This window comes from Salmonella enterica subsp. diarizonae, from assembly GCF_008692785.1.
GTDB classification, from domain to species: domain Bacteria; phylum Pseudomonadota; class Gammaproteobacteria; order Enterobacterales; family Enterobacteriaceae; genus Salmonella; species Salmonella diarizonae.
Genome location: NZ_VXJV01000011.1, coordinates 59,267 through 75,795, shown reverse-complemented (window position 1 = coordinate 75,795; position 16,529 = coordinate 59,267). Strand labels below are relative to the sequence as shown.

At 54.5% G+C, this 16,529-nt stretch carries 17 protein-coding genes; 5 read left to right on the top strand and 12 right to left on the bottom strand.

What is annotated here, in order from left to right; translation table 11 throughout:
- Nucleotides 1-55: 55 nt before the first annotated feature.
- Nucleotides 56-892 (top strand): formate dehydrogenase accessory sulfurtransferase FdhD, encoded by an 837-nt coding sequence (fdhD, locus tag F4V72_RS20725; RefSeq protein WP_088734595.1) that lies wholly within the window; start codon nt 56-58, stop codon nt 890-892.
- 128 nt (nt 893-1,020) lie between these two features.
- On the top strand, nt 1,021-1,233 hold the full coding sequence (locus F4V72_RS20720) for a YdgH/BhsA/McbA-like domain containing protein (protein ID WP_079836853.1): 213 nt from the start codon (nt 1,021-1,023) through the stop codon (nt 1,231-1,233).
- 47 nt (nt 1,234-1,280) lie between these two features.
- Here the strand turns inward: F4V72_RS20720 and F4V72_RS20715 are convergent, their stop codons facing one another.
- The 6 genes from F4V72_RS20715 to F4V72_RS20690 all read right to left on the bottom strand — a co-directional run bounded on the left by F4V72_RS20715 (nt 1,281) and on the right by F4V72_RS20690 (nt 7,156).
- Nucleotides 1,281-3,026 (bottom strand): putative frv operon regulatory protein, encoded by a 1,746-nt coding sequence (locus F4V72_RS20715; protein ID WP_053509962.1) that lies wholly within the window; start codon nt 3,024-3,026, stop codon nt 1,281-1,283.
- The gene (locus F4V72_RS20710) at nt 3,026-4,096 is read right to left on the bottom strand and encodes an aminopeptidase (RefSeq protein ID WP_070789956.1); all 1,071 of its coding nucleotides are present in this window, start codon (nt 4,094-4,096) and stop codon (nt 3,026-3,028) included. Before F4V72_RS20710 ends, F4V72_RS20715 begins: the two co-directional genes overlap by 1 nt.
- The gene (locus F4V72_RS20705) at nt 4,086-5,531 is read right to left on the bottom strand and encodes a PTS fructose-like transporter subunit IIBC (protein WP_023249122.1); all 1,446 of its coding nucleotides are present in this window, start codon (nt 5,529-5,531) and stop codon (nt 4,086-4,088) included. Before F4V72_RS20705 ends, F4V72_RS20710 begins: the two co-directional genes overlap by 11 nt.
- A 10-nt stretch (nt 5,532-5,541) precedes the next feature.
- The gene (locus tag F4V72_RS20700; RefSeq protein WP_023249123.1) at nt 5,542-5,988 is read right to left on the bottom strand and encodes a PTS fructose transporter subunit IIA; all 447 of its coding nucleotides are present in this window, start codon (nt 5,986-5,988) and stop codon (nt 5,542-5,544) included.
- Nucleotides 5,989-6,173: 185 nt separating this feature from the next.
- A complete protein-coding gene (locus F4V72_RS20695; RefSeq protein ID WP_053528795.1) occupies nt 6,174-6,497 on the bottom strand; it encodes an AzlD domain-containing protein in 324 nt (107 codons plus the stop codon).
- On the bottom strand, nt 6,497-7,156 hold the full coding sequence (locus F4V72_RS20690) for an AzlC family ABC transporter permease (protein ID WP_023249124.1): 660 nt from the start codon (nt 7,154-7,156) through the stop codon (nt 6,497-6,499). The genes F4V72_RS20695 and F4V72_RS20690 overlap by 1 nt, the downstream gene beginning before the upstream one ends.
- A 100-nt stretch (nt 7,157-7,256) precedes the next feature.
- On the opposite strand from F4V72_RS20690, the gene F4V72_RS20685 reads away from it, so the two are divergent.
- Entirely contained in the window at nt 7,257-7,805 is a 549-nt protein-coding gene (locus tag F4V72_RS20685; protein ID WP_001517951.1) for a helix-turn-helix domain-containing protein, read from the top strand.
- Nucleotides 7,806-7,847: 42 nt separating this feature from the next.
- Here the strand turns inward: F4V72_RS20685 and rhaM are convergent, their stop codons facing one another.
- The 5 genes from rhaM to rhaB form a co-directional block, all read right to left on the bottom strand.
- Nucleotides 7,848-8,162 carry an L-rhamnose mutarotase gene (rhaM, locus tag F4V72_RS20680; protein WP_023249125.1) on the bottom strand — a complete coding sequence of 105 codons (315 nt, stop codon included), beginning with the start codon at nt 8,160-8,162 and terminating at the stop codon, nt 7,848-7,850.
- Nucleotides 8,159-9,307 (bottom strand): lactaldehyde reductase, encoded by a 1,149-nt coding sequence (gene fucO, locus F4V72_RS20675; protein ID WP_079796604.1) that lies wholly within the window; start codon nt 9,305-9,307, stop codon nt 8,159-8,161. The genes rhaM and fucO overlap by 4 nt, the downstream gene beginning before the upstream one ends.
- Before the next feature lie 103 nt (nt 9,308-9,410).
- Entirely contained in the window at nt 9,411-10,238 is an 828-nt protein-coding gene (rhaD, locus tag F4V72_RS20670; protein ID WP_053528793.1) for a rhamnulose-1-phosphate aldolase, read from the bottom strand.
- Between the two features lie 84 nt (nt 10,239-10,322).
- Nucleotides 10,323-11,582 carry an L-rhamnose isomerase gene (rhaA, locus tag F4V72_RS20665; protein WP_063389964.1) on the bottom strand — a complete coding sequence of 420 codons (1,260 nt, stop codon included), beginning with the start codon at nt 11,580-11,582 and terminating at the stop codon, nt 10,323-10,325.
- On the bottom strand, nt 11,579-13,048 hold the full coding sequence (gene rhaB, locus F4V72_RS20660; protein WP_079836849.1) for a rhamnulokinase: 1,470 nt from the start codon (nt 13,046-13,048) through the stop codon (nt 11,579-11,581). The genes rhaA and rhaB overlap by 4 nt, the downstream gene beginning before the upstream one ends.
- 358 nt (nt 13,049-13,406) lie before the next feature.
- On the opposite strand from rhaB, the gene rhaS reads away from it, so the two are divergent.
- On the top strand, nt 13,407-14,243 hold the full coding sequence (rhaS, locus tag F4V72_RS20655; RefSeq protein WP_070802449.1) for an HTH-type transcriptional activator RhaS: 837 nt from the start codon (nt 13,407-13,409) through the stop codon (nt 14,241-14,243).
- 153 nt (nt 14,244-14,396) lie between these two features.
- The gene (gene rhaR / locus F4V72_RS20650; protein ID WP_053509986.1) at nt 14,397-15,245 is read left to right on the top strand and encodes an HTH-type transcriptional activator RhaR; all 849 of its coding nucleotides are present in this window, start codon (nt 14,397-14,399) and stop codon (nt 15,243-15,245) included.
- Here rhaR and rhaT read toward each other — a convergent pair.
- Entirely contained in the window at nt 15,242-16,276 is a 1,035-nt protein-coding gene (gene rhaT / locus F4V72_RS20645; protein ID WP_053528788.1) for an L-rhamnose/proton symporter RhaT, read from the bottom strand. The two genes, rhaR and rhaT, sit on opposite strands and share 4 nt — an antisense overlap.
- Nucleotides 16,277-16,529 lie beyond the last annotated feature (253 nt).

Sequence of the window (16,529 nt, the reverse complement as noted above, 5' to 3'; positions counted from 1 at the left end):
GTTGTGACAGAATACCATAATGTTGGTGTGTGTGTTCTTATATGGTTAAAAGAAAGTGAACAATATACTGTCTGAAGAAGTCCTAAATGTGACTAATTTCACAACCTCACGCCAGTTGACTCTCTGGAAACGCGAGGATTTGCAGCACCCCCAACTTGATGATGTTGCCGAGGAAGTGCCTGTTGCGCTGGTGTATAACGGCATTTCGCATGTCGTTATGATGGCTTCTCCGAAAGATCTGACGCATTTTGCAATGGGGTTTTCTCTGTCGGAAGGGATCATTGACAGCCCGCGTGACGTTTTTGGCATGGACATTGTGCCGTCCTGTAACGGACTCGAAGTGCAGATAGAACTTTCCAGCCGCCGCTTTATGGGGCTGAAAGAACGCCGCCGCGCGCTGGCGGGTCGCACTGGCTGCGGCGTGTGTGGCGTTGAACAGCTCAATGACATCGGTAAGCCAGTGCAGCCGCTACCGTTTACCCAAACCTTCAATCTCGCTAACCTTGATCGCGCGTTAAAGCATCTGAATGATTTTCAACCGACGGGTAAGCTGACCGGTTGTACTCATGCTGCTGCATGGGTGACGTCATTTGGCGATCTGGCTGGCGGTCATGAGGATGTCGGGCGTCATGTCGCGCTTGATAAACTTTTAGGCCGTCGCGCCGTTGAAGGTGAATGCTGGCACCAGGGCGCGGTGCTGGTTTCCAGTCGCGCCAGTTATGAAATGGTACAGAAGTCGGCGATGTGCGGCGTGGAGATCCTGTTTGCCGTGTCGGCCGCGACAACGCTCGCGGTTGACGTCGCTGAACGGTGTAATCTTACTCTGGTGGGGTTCTGTAAGCCGGGCCGGGCGACGGTTTATACCCATCCGCAACGATTGATCGATGCATAATTTATATTCAATTAATTTGAAATAGAATGGCAAACCCTTCCGCTTTTAGTTGTTTAGGTATCAGCCTATTATTTATCTTATCAAGGCACCGCACCTTAACCAAACAACAAACCGGAAGGATTTACATCATGAAAACAATCAAAAATTTTGTCGCAGTTATCGCTCTTGCTACCTCTTTCGGCGCATTTGCTGCCCAGTCTGTGACCGCAACCGGTACGACGCTGGAAAACACCGAAGCGAAGATTGCCGCTCAGGCTGAACAAGCAGGCGCAAGCGCTTATAAAATTACCCAGGCATATACCGGCAACCGCGTACATATGACCGCTGAACTGCTGAAATAACAATCGCTATACCGTCGAAAGAGCGCTCTTGAGGCGTTTTGTTGCTCTCACTGATTTAACAGCGCAATAAATGCTTCATAGCCGTCTAATCTGCGAACCGTGTCGGCCGGATGGCGGCATATAACGCTCGCCAGATAACTGAAGATTTTCAGCTCGTGACGCGCAGCAGCGGCAGCGCAGGCGAGCAGCACGCGGTCAACGGGCTCATTATTAACTTGCACAGGGTGCGCCAGGGTGATAAAAAATCCGCGGAAACGTGATTCCCGTTCGCTCCAGCAGTGGGGGATGGCGAGGTGATTGATAATCAGGTTCTCGCCTTCGTTTTCCCTGGCGCAGATTCGCAGCGCGTCATCCTCGGTGATGTGGGCCTGGCTCACTAACCGGTCACAAATTTGCCTGGTGATGGTATTCCAGTCTTCCCCTGGGATATTCGGGTAATGAAAACTTCCTGCCTTAGAAAAGAAGCGTTCAGGCTGTTGGCGAATAAAGGCCGTGGCAAGAAAGTTTTTGATCTGCTCGGTAGCGGAGGCGGTAATGATATTCCTGAACGACAGTACATTCTTTTGCCCCTCATCGAGCAAATAGTGGCTGTTATTGATGATAAGGACCGGAACAATCTCCTGACTTATCGCCTTCACCTCGCCGGGCGTTCGCGCAATCATGACCCGACAATTCAGCACATCCCGTTCAATGGCCTGCTGATTAATGGTAGCAATCGCATTTTGATCGGATAACAAAACGATAGGACGCCGCTCATTCTGATGTCGCTCCAGGGCGCAGGCAAAATAGAGGCCGATCAGATCGCTATCGAACAGCGGAATCTCTACCTGCTCACGCAACTGGGCGATAAAGCACAGGCTCATGTCGAACGCGGCGGGCCACGCGGACTTCAGGTTATTCATACTGCTCTGACGATGCTCCGGTAACCATATGGGCGCGGATACGCATCTGAGCAGATGACCGGTAATGTTATCAATGAGTTGGGTATCAATAATGTTCAACGAGGCGGCACCGGGGACGCGTTGCAGTAGAGAACATACGGCGTCAGCGGAGAGGGTCATTGCCTGCTGTTGCTGTGTTTCCAGAAGGCCGATAAGCGTTCCGAACGCGTTCTCGCCCATGTCGATCCCTCCCTGCGCCACCGCCTTTTTCAGTGACGTATGCCGACATTCCGGCCATGCGGTAGTGAGCTGATTGCGCAGGGCGTAAACCGCCAGCGTCAGGCTGGCGAGATACTCGCCAGGCACGAGGGGAAAATCATCCACCTCTTCACATGCCTGCTGCAACTGTTCAATAACTGTTCGCGTAATGCCCGGTAAGGGAATCAGCAGCGGATCTTTTTTCAGCAGATTCGCCAGCAGAATAATGCGCTTTTCCTCCGGTTCATCGATGAAATGCCCAACGCCCGGACGGCTGGCCATGCAGAATGCGCGTTCATAACGCTGTTTCAGGCGCGGCAATCTGTCCGTCACCCACGTCTCCGGTAAATTGAGCGCCGACGCGAGCTGGGCGCGGGTGGAAAAGGCCTGCAATAACAGGAATGCCAGCAACCGATCGTCATTATCATGCCGTTGCAGCAACTGGAAAAAGCGACGTCTGTCCACAATGTCCAGTTGATAACCCGCATTACCGCCAGGCTGAATACGCGCTTTATCGCTGAGCGTGAAGTTCAGGTAATCAATATCGCGCAGAATGGTGCGGCTCGAAACGCCAGTGTGTCGCGCCAGTTCGCTCAACGACCATCGCTGCTGTTCAAGGAGCTCGACAAGGGTTAACTGGCGTTCGTTTAACATTATCTCACCTGACGAAAATCGCTGAAGGCACTGACCTTATCCGCCGTCAGCGAGGCCAGTAGTTCGCGGACCAGAGTGAACAGCGCGTCGTAATCCGTCGCCGAAATCATGCCGCTGTTGGCGTGCAGATAGCGGGTCGGCAGGCACAGCGCCGCCACCGGACGACCGCCGCCCATCACGTTGTAGCGTCCGCCGTCTGTCGCCCCGGTTTTCATGGTGCAGAACTGCAGAGGCGCCTGGCTGCTTTGCGCGCGCTCTTTTAACGCGGCGACCAGCCGTTGATTGGGGAAATAGCGTTTATCAAACAGCATTAGCCCCGGTCCGGCGCCCAGCTTCAGCGGATATTTGATGCTATCGATGCCGGGCACGTCGCCTGCAACCGCCGTATCCATCACGATCACCACGTCGGGCTTGATATGCTCCGCCGAGGTTTGCGCTCCGCGCAGCCCAACCTCTTCTTCCACGCAGCCGACGCCGTAAAGCGTAATTTCAGGGTTATCTACCGCCTGTAAAAGCTCCGCCATCAGGGCGCAGCCGACGCGGTTATCCAGCGCTTTGCCGACAATCCTGTCCTCGCCCCAACAGGCGAAATTCGCCTCCGGGCTGATAAAATCGCCGATGGCGATGCCGCGTTTTTCCACCTCTTCACGGCTGCTCGCGCCAATATCAATAAACATCTCATCAAACGAGAGCGGCTGTTGTTTCTGCTTTTCCGTTAAAGCGTGCGGCGCAACGGAGCCGATAATACCGGGAATTTTCAATCCTTTGTGGGTGCGAATCGTGACACGATGATTGAGCATCGACTGATTCCACCAGCCGCCTATCGTGGTGAAGCGCAAAAAACCGCTATCGTCGATATGTGTCACCATAAAGCCGACTTCATCCATATGGCCGACAATCGCCACTTTCGGCCCGCGGTTGCCTTTGCGGGCGACAAAGCTGCCGAGGCCGTCAAAGGTGATTTCATCCACGCAGGGGTCCAGCGTATTGATCAAAATCGAGCGAACTTCCTGTTCATCGCCGCTGACGGCGCTGGCTTCGCATAGCTGCTGAAGTAAATCAATGTTCATGGGCAAGCTCCTGCTGCGCGGCTTTACGCCTGAGCCACAATCCTTTCAAAAGGATAATTAACGAAATGTTCAGCGCCAGACCAATCGCCAGCACCAGATAAAATGCCCCTACCGGTGACATCAGACCAATCAGCGGGTCAAAGATACCTAAACCTGGCGCCAGGCGTTTGATTCCGAAGGCGATAACCAGCATGCCGGCAATGCCGCCGGAGAGAGTATTGGCGGTAATCATCGGCAGCGGTGCGGCCAGCGCATAAGGGATCGCGGGTTCGGTGGCGACGGTAGCGCCTACCACAATTGCGCTGCTGGCGGCGGCTTTCTCCTGCTGGGTAAACAGCTTCGGCGCAAGATACGTAGCGATACCCGCCGCGACGGGCGGCATCAGCGCCACCACGCCGACAATGGCGTACCAGTCGTAGATATGTTTTTCCAGTAGCGAGAAGCAGAAGAACCAGGCGGTTTTGTTGATTGGCCCGCCCATATCAAACGCCAGCATCGCGCCAACGAGGAAGGCCGCGCCCATTTTCATCGTCGGTGGAATGGTGTTCAGGAAGTGCAGCAGACCGCCCATCACGTCGGACATCACCGGGCCGATGACGTAATACGTCAGCACGCCGAACAGCAGTAGCGTGACGAACGGGATAAGCATCGAGCCGAGCAGCGGCTGAAGCGCTTTACCGAGACGGACTTTGCGAAACCACAGTACAAAGTAGCCGATCGCCAGCCCCAGCACCACTGCGCCGAGAAAACCCGCGCCGGACTGGGTGCCCAGCAGCCCTTTATCGTTGGCCAGATAGCAGACCAGAAACGCCGGAGCGAACGCCGGTTTATCGGCGATGGACCACGCGATATAGGCCCCCATAATCGGGATCATAAAGGTGAAGCCCAGGTAGCCGATGGATTCGACCACCCAGGTAAACGACGGTTCGCCTTTCGACATATCGGTGTACGGTAAACCGAACTGCACCAGCATATTGGCGATAGCGATTAGTATCCCGCCGCCAATCACGAACGGCAGCGCGGCGGAAACGCCCGCCATCAGATGGCTCATCACGCTACCCTGCTGCACATCCTGCTTACCCAACTTGACGCCGTTATCGACGGCGAAAAGCTGCGAATGTGTCGGTAACTCGTTAAAAATCTGCTCGATATTTTTTAACGCCTGGGAAATCGCAATCTCATAGACCTTTTTCCCGGCGAAGCGCGAGCGGTCTTCAGCGCTTAAGCCACGCCCGATTGCCAGAATCACATAATCGGCGGCGGCGATCTCCTCCTGGGTGAGGTGGTTTTCAACGCCGCTTGAACCCTGGGTCTCCACTTTAATGGTATGGCCGAGCGAACGCGCTTTTTGCTCCAGCGCCTCCGCCACCATATAGGTGTGGGCGATTCCCGCCGGGCAGTTGGTGATCGCCACTAAACGTAAGGATGACTCCATTGTCGCTTCCTTATGAGGTTAGAGTTTGATTTAACAAAGAAAGTACCTGGTCGGTATTCCCTTGCTTTAACTGGTTGATAAAATCCTGGTGGATGATTTTGCGGCACAGGGTGCCGATAATTTTGACCTGATCGTCTTCGCCGGCCTGCGGCACGCCGAGGCAGATCCAGCAGTTCACGCCCTCGCCGTCGCTGGCCTTCCAGTCCACGTTTTTAGATTTGCGCGCAAACAAAACAAAGGGATGCTTCACGCAGGCGCTTTTACCATGCGGTACGGCGATGCCTGAGCCGAACCCCGTGGAATGCAACTTTTCCCGCAGTAGCAGAGTTTGCAGGAACTGATGGCAATCGGTGGTATAGCCGTTCTGGAACGCCATCTCTGCCAGTTGTTTGAGAATGGAATAAGCGCTGTTGCCCTGAATATTGAGATCGATGCAGTTCGTTGTAAGGGCGGTCATGATGGGGCTCCATTAAAATCTGTTTAATCTGATTTTAACGAGGAGACGGTCAAGAGATGAGCGGTAATATGTCGGGAGGGAGTGACAATATGCCGTTGAGTTACTTCTCAATTTTGCGGAGTGTCACACACTATACGGCATTGTATAACCCTGATGAATTTTTCCATGTCAGGGTTACGATGGGTTCAATGTAATCCTGCCAGCCGCAGCAGTGCCGTCACTACCGCGGCGGCGATAATCACCACAATCAGCGGCATTTTACGCCAGGCTAAAAATACGGCGAAGGCGACGCCCAATACGCGCGCCATTCCGGCAAAATGTTCGCCTTCGTAAAAGGTTGTGGCCAGCGCGACAGAGAATAACAGCACCGTTGCCGCATCCGAGAGTAGTGCCTGTGAACGCTCAGACAGCGCCAGACGGCTGCCAAGTTTCGCGCCGCCGAGGCGCATCGAATAGGTTCCCGCGGATAAAAGAGCAATACCGATGATAAATAGCGTCATATTGCCCATTATTTTTTCCTCGCCAGTAGGCCAAGCAGCGAAAGCAACACCGGCAATCCGGCAGCCACAAAGGGAACGGCGGCAAGCGACAGCGCGGCACCGCTACAACCACGAATCAATGTGGTGCGATTTTTAAACGCCGGGATCACCAGCGCCAGTAAGATCGCCGGGAATACGGCATCCAGACCAATGGTCTCCGGCGCGGGCAGCAATTTGCCGACCAGTGTGCCGAGTAGTGTCCCTGTCGGCCATAAAATGGCGACGCCTAACCCGCACAGCCAGTAAGCCGCTTTACGCTGTTCCGGCGTTTTTTGCGACAGGCCGAACACCACGCTCTCATCATTCATGATATGGCAGCCGAAAAAGCTGGCGGCGCGGGTGCCAACCAAATCGCGCACCGTTACGCCAAACGGCACATGGCGGGCATTCACCAACAATCCTGCCGCCGCCGCCGCCAGCGGATTGCCGCCGCTGGCGACAATGCCGATAAACATAAATTCGGACGCGCCTGCCAGCACAAAAATAGAGAGTACAAACGGCACCCACATCGGGAAACCGTAGGCCATCGCCAGCGAGCCATAGGACATGCCGACGACGCCCACGGCCAGGCACACTAAAAATATCGCTTTTATCGTGTCTCCCTTGAGACAGGAAAAATAGTGTTTCATCTTCTTTAGTCATATCGAACGAATTTTCATTATAATGAACGGAACAGATTCGCTTTACAAGACGAACGTTTCGTTCGTTATAGTGAACATTGGATGCTTTATGACACAACCTATTAGCGTTATCGCCAGAAGCCTGGTGCGCGAGCGCCAGCGAACCGGGCTGTCGCTGGCGGAGATTGCGCGGCGCGCAGGCATTGCTAAATCTACGCTTTCACAACTGGAAGCGGGGAACGGCAACCCCAGCCTGGAGACGCTATGGTCGCTGTGCGTCGCGCTCGATATTCCCTTTGCCAGGCTGCTGGAGCCGCAGGTACAAAAAACGCAGGTGATTCGCCGCGGGGAAGGCACCAAAGTGGTGGCGGAACAGGCGCATTATCAGGCGATATTACTGGCGGCGTGTCCGCCCGGCGCCCGGCGTGATATCTATCTGCTGTTGACGCAGCCGGGGGCCGACCGGATCTCTCACCCGCATCCGCCAGGGTCGGTGGAACATATTATTGTTACGCAGGGAAAAGCCCTCGTCGGTTTAACCGAAGCACCGGAAGAGCTGGCGGAGGGGGATTACATTTGTTATCCCGGCGACCAGGCGCATATCTTTAAAGCGCTGGAACCGGATACCCAGGCTATCCTGGTGGCGGAACAGAATTGAGAATGCCAGGCCCGGTCAGCGCCACCGTCACCGGGCAAAGGTTTACGCCAGATAGAACACCTCTTTCAGCTCTGTGCTGACCGGGCTGTTATCCGGATTCGCGGGCATCACATCGCGCATATGTCGCCACCAGCGCTGGCAAACATCGGTACTGGCGACGGCGTTCCAGCGCGCTTCGGATTCAATCTCAACGGTAGCGAACAGCAGATTGCGCTCCTGATCGAGATAAATCGCGTAGTGATGCGCGCCGTGAGATTTTAATACGGCTTCCAGCTCCGGCCAGATTGGGTTATGACGACGCTGATACTCCTCGTGCGCGTCGGCATTTACCTGCATCACAAAGGCTTTGCGAATCATAACGCCTCCAGGTACAGCTCGCGAACTTCATCGCGGCTGGCGGCGCGCGGGTTACACGGCGCGCACGGGTCGGCGAGGGCTTTATCCAGCCAGCCTTCGATATCTTCTTTGGTGACGCCCAGCTTGTTGAAACCTTCTGGAATGCCGACGCGTTTGCTCAGCGTGCGGATAGCGTTAATCGCTTCCTGGCTTGCGGCTTCGTCAGACATACCACGCGTATCCACGCCCATCGCCTGTGCGAGGCGGGCAAAACGCGCGATGGCGTTCGGACGGTTAAAGTTCTCGACAATTGGCAGCAGGATAGCGTTGCAGACGCCGTGCGGCAGGTTGTGGGTTGCGCCCGGCTGGTGCGCCAGCGCGTGAACCAGCCCCAAACCGGCGCTGTTGAACGCCATACCCGCCAGGTACTGGCCGAATGCCATCTGCTCGCGCGCGCCGAGATTATGACCGTCATCAACCGCTTTCGGCAGCCACTGGCTAATCAGGCGAATCGCTTCCAGCGCATTGGCGTCGGTAAGCGGATGCGCGCCGACAGAAACATAGGCTTCCACCGCGTGGGTGAGCGCATCCATCCCGGTCGCGGCGGTCACAGAAGCGGGGATCTCCAGCATGACGCTGGCGTCATCCACCGCGATATCCGGGATGATGTTCGGATCGATAATGACTTCTTTTACCTGACGCCCGGAGTCGATGATAACCGCATTGCTGGTCATTTCCGCCGCGGTGCCTGCCGTGGTATTAATCGCTACCAGCGGTACGCCAGCGTTTTTCACTTTGCCGACGCCGGAGTAGGCGATGGAAGGACCAGGGTTGGCGGTAAGTATTTTCACTGCTTTTGCAGTATCGATTGGGCTGCCGCCGCCGAAGGCGATAATGTAGTCGCAGTTCGCGTCCTGCCAGGCCGCAAACCCTTTTTGCACCAACGCTTCCGTTGGATTCGGGAAGACGTCATCGAACAGATGGTAAGGCATGTTATGCGCATCCAGCGCGCTAAACAGGCTGTCTAACAGGCCAAGTTTGACCAGTTGACCGTCGGTGACGATCAGCGCTTTGCCCCATTGCTTATTGGCGACCAGATTGACCATATCGCCAATGGCCCCTGCACCGTGCAGGCTGATTTTCGGCAATGCCAACATAAAGCTCATAAACATTCTCCTTGAAAATAGATCCCTATTGCGTTGTCGCCCGATGGCGCTACGCTGGAATGTAGACCGGATAAGGCAACAGCCGCCATCCGGCTCTGGGATATCAATACAGCGCTATGGCGCTGGCCAGCGGGGTCACGCCAAAGCGTTTAGCGAGCGCCGCCAGCTCGTCACGCGCGATCGTCTGTTTCATACCGCCCATCGAATAGATTTTGACTAATACCTCAGCGGATTTCTCTGCGGTATCGATCAAACCGAAGGTTTCATCCAGCGTAGGTCCGCTTCCGAACACGCCGTGGAACGGCCACAGTACCAGCGAATGTTTCTGCATTTCTTGCGCGGTGGCCTGGCCGATTTCATCGGTGCCTGGCACCATCCACGGCAGAATGCCGACACCGTCCGGGAATACCACCAGGCATTCGGTGCTGCCTTCCCACAGTTTGCGGGTAATCAGCGCAGTGTTGTTTTCCAGCACGTAGGTGAGGGCGATCAGGTTAGTCGCATGGCAATGCATAATGACGCGGTCTTTGCCGTGGGTGGCTTTGATGCGTTCACAGTGGGAGAGGAAATGCGCCGGGAGTTCAGAGGTGGGTACGGCGTCATGGGTTAAGCCCCACAGAATGTGGTAGCCTGCGCCGTCGCTGTCAATTTTAACCACGCCTAAATTGGCTGCCGGATCGAGCTGAACGTTGCGAAAAAATTTGCCGGAGCCGGTAACGACAAACGGTGTATTCGCCAGCAGCGGCATTGGTTGATTTAGCGCGATATAGCGTGGTTTTTCGTGGAAATTAGCCGCAAAAGGCGCGATATCGGCTTCATCCACACGTAGCGTCAGGTTACCGCCATTACGTTCGTCCCACCCTTTTAGCCACGCATCAGACGTGGCTTTAATCATGCCCTGGACAAACCAGGAATCGGTAATATTTTGCATGTTCGTGTTCCTGTTGATTATCCGAAACCTCTCGGATGTCATGTAGGCCGGATAAGCGCCTTATCCGCCTACAATTTGTGATGTTTAGCGACGTTTACTCAGAATGTCTTTCTCATACGCCCGCACGCTTTCCAGCCACTGGCTGCCTGCCGGCGTGTCGTGACGCTGGCAATACATTTCCCAGACGGCTTGCCACGGCAGAGATTTTTGCTCTTCCAGCAGCGCCAGACGCGCGGTGTAATCGCCGCTGGCCTCAAGCTGACGCAGTTGAACTGTGGGTTCCAGCAGAGCGCGCAGCAGCGCTTTTTTCATGTTGCGGGTACCGATAACCCACGCGGCGATGCGGTTGATAGAGGCGTCGAAGAAATCCAGACCGATATGCACGCGGTCGAACAGGTTATGACGGACGATCTCGCTGGCAATTGCCTGGGTTTCATCGTCCAGCAGCACTACGTGGTCGCTATCCCAGCGTACCGGGCGGCTGACGTGCAGCAGCAGCCGTGGCACGTAGAGCATGGCGGCGGAAATTTTGTCGGAAATCACTTCAGTGGGATGGAAGTGTCCCGCATCCAGGCACAGCGCGGTCTGACGGCTGGTGGCGTAGCCCATGTAGAACTCACTGGAGCCGACGGTGTAGCTTTCCGCGCCGATGCCAAACAGTTTGCTCTCAACGGCATCGATGTGGTGCGCCGGGTCGAATTTCTCGCTAATGACCTCATCCAGCGCTTCCAGCAGGCGCTGACGCGGGGCTAAACGGTCGACGGTAATGTCTTTCATGCCGTCCGGAATCCAGATGTTCATCACCGACGGCGTACCGAGCTGCTCACCAAAGTATGCCGAGACGCGGCGGCTGGCTTTGCAGTGATCGATCCAGAACTGGCGGATGTTGTCATTAGCGTGCGACAGGGTGAAACCGTCGGCGCTCAGCGGATGCGAAAAGCAGGACGGGTTAAAGTCCAGGCCGAGCTTATTGGCTTTTGCCCACGCTACCCAGTTTTTAAAATGCTCGGGTTTGATCCGATCGCGGGCAACCGGCGTATCCGACTCAAGGTAAATGGCGTGCAGGTTTAGCCGTTTTGGCCCCGGGATCAGACGCAGCGCCTGTTCCAGATCGGCGCGCAGTTCGGTGGCGTTACGCGCTTTGCCCGGATAGTTGCCGGTCGCCTGAATTCCGCCCGTCAGCGAACCTTCCGGGTTCTCGAATCCGGCAACATCGTCGCCCTGCCAGCAGTGCATGGAAACCGGCAGGCGATCGAGCTGGCGCAGCGCCGCCTCGACATCAATACCTACTGCGGCGAAACGTTGTTTTGCCAGTTCCCAGGCTTGTTCCAGTTGAGTGGTCATGCGCAAAGCTCCTTTGTCTGTCGTTTGGGTTGAAACTGCGCAACGTGGCGGGCAATTTCACTATCAGGATTAGGGATATAGGTTGTCAGGTCGTAGTTGGCGCTGACGACCTGACGGAAGTCATCGACGTTGTTTAATTCGTCGAGGGTCATAAGCTGAATACCAATACTGCCAAGGGTGGAGGCTTCAATCGGCCCAGCCATCACGCGAATACCACACGCATCGGCGCACAACTGGTTGAGTAGAGCGTTCTGGCATCCGCCGCCGACAATATGCAGTTGGGTAAATGCTTCGCCGCGCAGATTTGCCAGTTCGTGCAGAATGTCGGCATACAACAGCGCCAGACTGTCGAAAATGCAGCGCGCCAGTTCGGCATCGCTGAGGGGAACGGGCTGGCCGGTCTCGCGACAGGCAGCCTGAATTTCGGTGCGCATATCGTCAGGATTGATAAAGCGATCGTCATTCGGGTTAATCAGGAAACGGCAGGCCGGCAGCGCTTCTGTTTGGGCGATAAGCGCAGGTAGATCGGTAATGCGCCGTTCTTTCAGCACGCGCTGGAGCAGCCACAAACCCATAATGTTTTTCAGTACCCGATAACGCCCTTCCGCGCCGCCTTCGTTGGTGATATTGGCGGCCAGCGCGTCATCTGTGGTGTAAGGCATTTTGCTTTCAAAACCCATCAACGACCAGGTGCCTGAAGACAGGTAAGCGCTATGTTTATTTGCCAGCGGAGAGGCAATAACGGCGCTGGCGGTATCGTGACTGGCGACGGCTATCACCGGAATACGGTTGCCCTGCGGGCAAATCCAGTCGCCGATAATATTGCCCGGGTGCGAGGGGCGACCGAACCAGCTTTTTTTCGCGCCGGTCCACGCCAGTAGGGTATCGTCCCAGTCATCGGTATTGATATTGACCAACTGGGTGGTCGTGGCGTTGGTGTATTCCCAGTTCATTTCACCGGTCAGGCGGTAGCTGAAATAATCGGGCATCAGCAGCGCATGAGCGACCTGCGCCGTTAACTCAGGCTGTTGCTTCGTCAGCGCGCGTAGCTGATAGACGGTGTTAAACGGCAGAAACTGAATCCCGCTGCGGCGATAGATTTCGCTTTTGCCGATCTGGACCAGCGCTTGCGACATGATGCCCATGGTACGGTTATCGCGGTAGGAGACCGGCAGGCCGACACGCTGACCTTGTTTATCCAGCAGGACATAATCGACGCCCCAGGTGTCGATGCCGATGCTGTCGATAAGAATGCCTTCATCGCAGACTTTCTTCAGACCAAGACGGATATCCTTTTCCAGACTGTCGATGTCCCAGGTGTCAAACCCGTCTGTTTTTTGTAGGCAGTTCACAAAACGGTGGATTTCACGTAGCGTCAGGGTACGGTGTTTGCGGTCATAACGCGCCAGCATCACGCGCCCGCTGGATGCGCCGAGATCAACCGCGACACAATGGCGAAAAGTCATAATGAGGTCCTTCTTAGAGTCATTGCACACAGTCTAAAAAAGCCCTCAAAGGCCTACCTTCTCGTTACTGACAGGAAAATGAGCCGCTGGCAACAAGGCAAAGATGAACGTGATAGCGTTCACAGTTTCTACTAATAGGCCGGTGTGATGTCGTCCGCATTTCCCGCTTTTTCCCGCCTTTTCTTGAAAAAAAGACCATGTTTGCGCGCTTTAGCGTCAAAAATTTAAGGTGAGACCGATAACCCTTAATTACTATCACCAGGCCGGAGAAATTCGGCGAAAACGCCTGGAGGCGAGGCTGGCGCGCCTTTTGGGCGAACGGCTTCAGTCAGTTTCATTCATCAGGAAGGGATACATCATGACGGTACTGCATAGCGTGGATTTTTTTCCATCAGGTAAAGCTCCCGTGGCGATTGAACCTCGTCTGCCGCAAGCCGCTTTCCCTGAACATCATCATGATTTCCATGAAATTGTGATTGTGGAACACGGTACGGGCATCCATGTATTCAACGGGCTGCCGTATACCATTAGCGGCGGTACCGTGTGTTTTGTTCGCGATCACGACCGGCATTTATATGAACATACCGACAACTTATGCCTGACGAACGTACTGTGGCGTTCGCCGCAAGCCTTTCAGTTCCTGGCGGGGCTGGAGCAATTGCTGCCGCAGGAGCAGGATGGTTACTATCCTTCTCACTGGCGGGTGAATCAGAGCGCGTTGCAGCAGGTGCGCCAGTTGGTCGGATTGATGGAGCGCGCCGGAGACGGCATGGATGCGCCTGCCGTGGCGAATCGCGAAATTTTGTTTATGCAACTACTGGTATTGTTACGCCGCAGTAGCCTGATGGAAGGCGCGACCGATAACGACGCCAAACTTAACCAACTGATGGCATGGCTGGAAGACCATTTTGCGGAGGAGGTCTGCTGGGAGGCGGTAGCTGAACAGTTTTCGCTGTCGCTACGTACGCTGCATCGTCAGCTTAAGCAGCATACCGGGCTGACGCCGCAACGTTACCTTAATCGCCTGCGTTTGATCAAAGCCCGGCATTTATTGCGCCATAGCGATCATAGCGTGACAGAAATCGCGTATAGCTGCGGTTTTGGCGACAGTAACCACTTTTCGACTCTGTTTCGCCGCGAATTTAACTGGTCGCCGCGGGATATCCGTCAGGGACGCGATGCGATACTCCAGTAACGCAAACGCTATCAACGTTTTTCGTCGCCAATGTGCTGATAATTATACCCTTTAATGCCGGATGGCGGCTGCGCCTTACCTGGCCTACGGCGGCGAGCGGTAGACAGGATAAGCGTAGCGCCAACCGGCAAGCATTCAACGTGAGGTGCTGCGGTGGCAAATCAGTTAATCCTTTTGAAAAAAGATTTTTTTACTGATGAGCAGCAGGCCGTTACGGTTGCCGATCGCTATCCACAGGATGTTTTTGCGGAACATACGCATGAGTTTTGTGAACTGGTGATGGTCTGGCGGGGCAACGGCCTACACGTTCTTAATGACCGTCCATATAGAATTACCCGCGGCGATCTGTTTTACATTCGTGCTGAAGACAAACACTCCTATACCTCCGTTAACGATCTGGTGCTGCAAAATATCATTTACTGCCCGGAGCGTTTGAAACTCAATGTAAACTGGCAGGCGATGATTCCCGGCTTTCAGGGAGCGCAGTGGCATCCTCACTGGCGGCTGGGCAGTATGGGAATGAATCAGGCGCGGCAGGTCATTAACCAGCTTGAACATGAGAATAATGGACGCGATCCGCTGGCGAATGAGATGGCGGAATTGCTGTTTGGTCAACTGGTGATGACGTTAAAACGGCATCGCTACGCGACCGACGATCTTCCGGCAACCTCCAGAGAAACCCTGTTGGATAAATTAATTACCGCTTTGGCTAATAGCCTTGAGCGTCCCTTTGCGTTGGATGCGTTTTGCCAGCAGGAACAATGTAGCGAACGGGTGCTGCGGCAGCAGTTTCGCGCCCAAACCGGGATGACGATTAACCAATACTTACGCCAGATCCGTATCTGCCACGCGCAGTATCTGCTTCAGCATAGCCCGCTGATGGTTAGCGAGATTTCGATGCAGTGCGGTTTTGAAGATAGTAACTATTTTTCAGTGGTGTTCACGCGGGAAACCGGGATGACGCCGAGCCAGTGGCGTCATCTCAGTAATCAAAGCGATTAGCTGGCCATGCCTAAACCGACAATATTCGCCGCGATAATAATTACCACGCAGCCGAGGCTTAAGACGCCAACGGGACGGCGACCAGCATTTTTCCACTCTTTTAGCACCAGACCGACCAGCCCCCCGCACAGCACATAGAAGCTCATGTGCAGCATCCAGCTCATGTAGTCATATTGCGCCGGAATGCGCGCGTGACCCCAGGCATAGAAAAAGAACTGTAAATACCACATCAGACCGCCAAGCGCGGACAGCAGAATATTGCTGATAATCAACGGCCTTGCCAGCGAGAAGTCGGCTTTTATCGACAGATTTTGTACTTTTGCCAGGCGGATAAAACAGAAACCGAGGTTAACCAGCGCGCCGCCGCCCATAATCACTACGTAACTCGGCAGCGCAGCATAGAGCGGGTCAACGCCAAGCGCGGCAGCGGCCTCATGCATCGGTTTAGCCGCGTTCATGGCAAAGGACATCCCCGCCGAGAAAATACCGCACATTACTGCCAGCAGAAGCCCTTTCTTCAGATTGAACTCCTCTGCTTTAATGCCCATTTTGCGTTCTTTTAACTGTCCGGCGCGCGTCACAATTCCGACGCCGATCAGCGCGACAAAAACGCCAAGTAGCGTCATGCGTCCCCCTTCGGTATGGATTAACACCTCGACGTTACCGTTGATGACAGGCGTCATCAGCGTGCCGACGATAAGCGTAATGCCGATAGCGATGCCGATACCCATCGACATCCCGAGATAACGCATGGTCAGACCGTAATTAATATTGCCGATGCCCCACATGGCGCCGAACAGAAAAACCGGTAAAAGGGTGGAGAGGTTAAACTGTCCATAATAGGCCCAGAAATCGGGCAGTAAGAGGGCGCTAATTGTCCACGGCAGAATAAGCCAGGAGACAATGCCGCCCACTGACCACATGGTTTCCCATGACCACTGTTTCACTTGCTTGAACGGGGCATAGAAGCAGGCTGCACTGGTCGCACCTATCAAATGCCAGAAAATACCCATCGTAATCGCGTTACTCATCACTTAATCCTCGTCGTTTTTATCGTCTTGTTACTGCTGCGATGAGACGAGTGTAAAAAGTGCGCAGATGATTAACCTTTCGCCAGTTGCCGTCGTTCCGATCTTCCTGGCAATCATCAGGATAAGTGGGTGATTTGGCTCACATCTTAGGCAATGTTATGAAAAATTATATCCTTACGAAAAGTACGGCATTGATAATCATTTTCAATATCATTTAATTAACTATAATGAACCAACTGCTTACGCGGCGTTA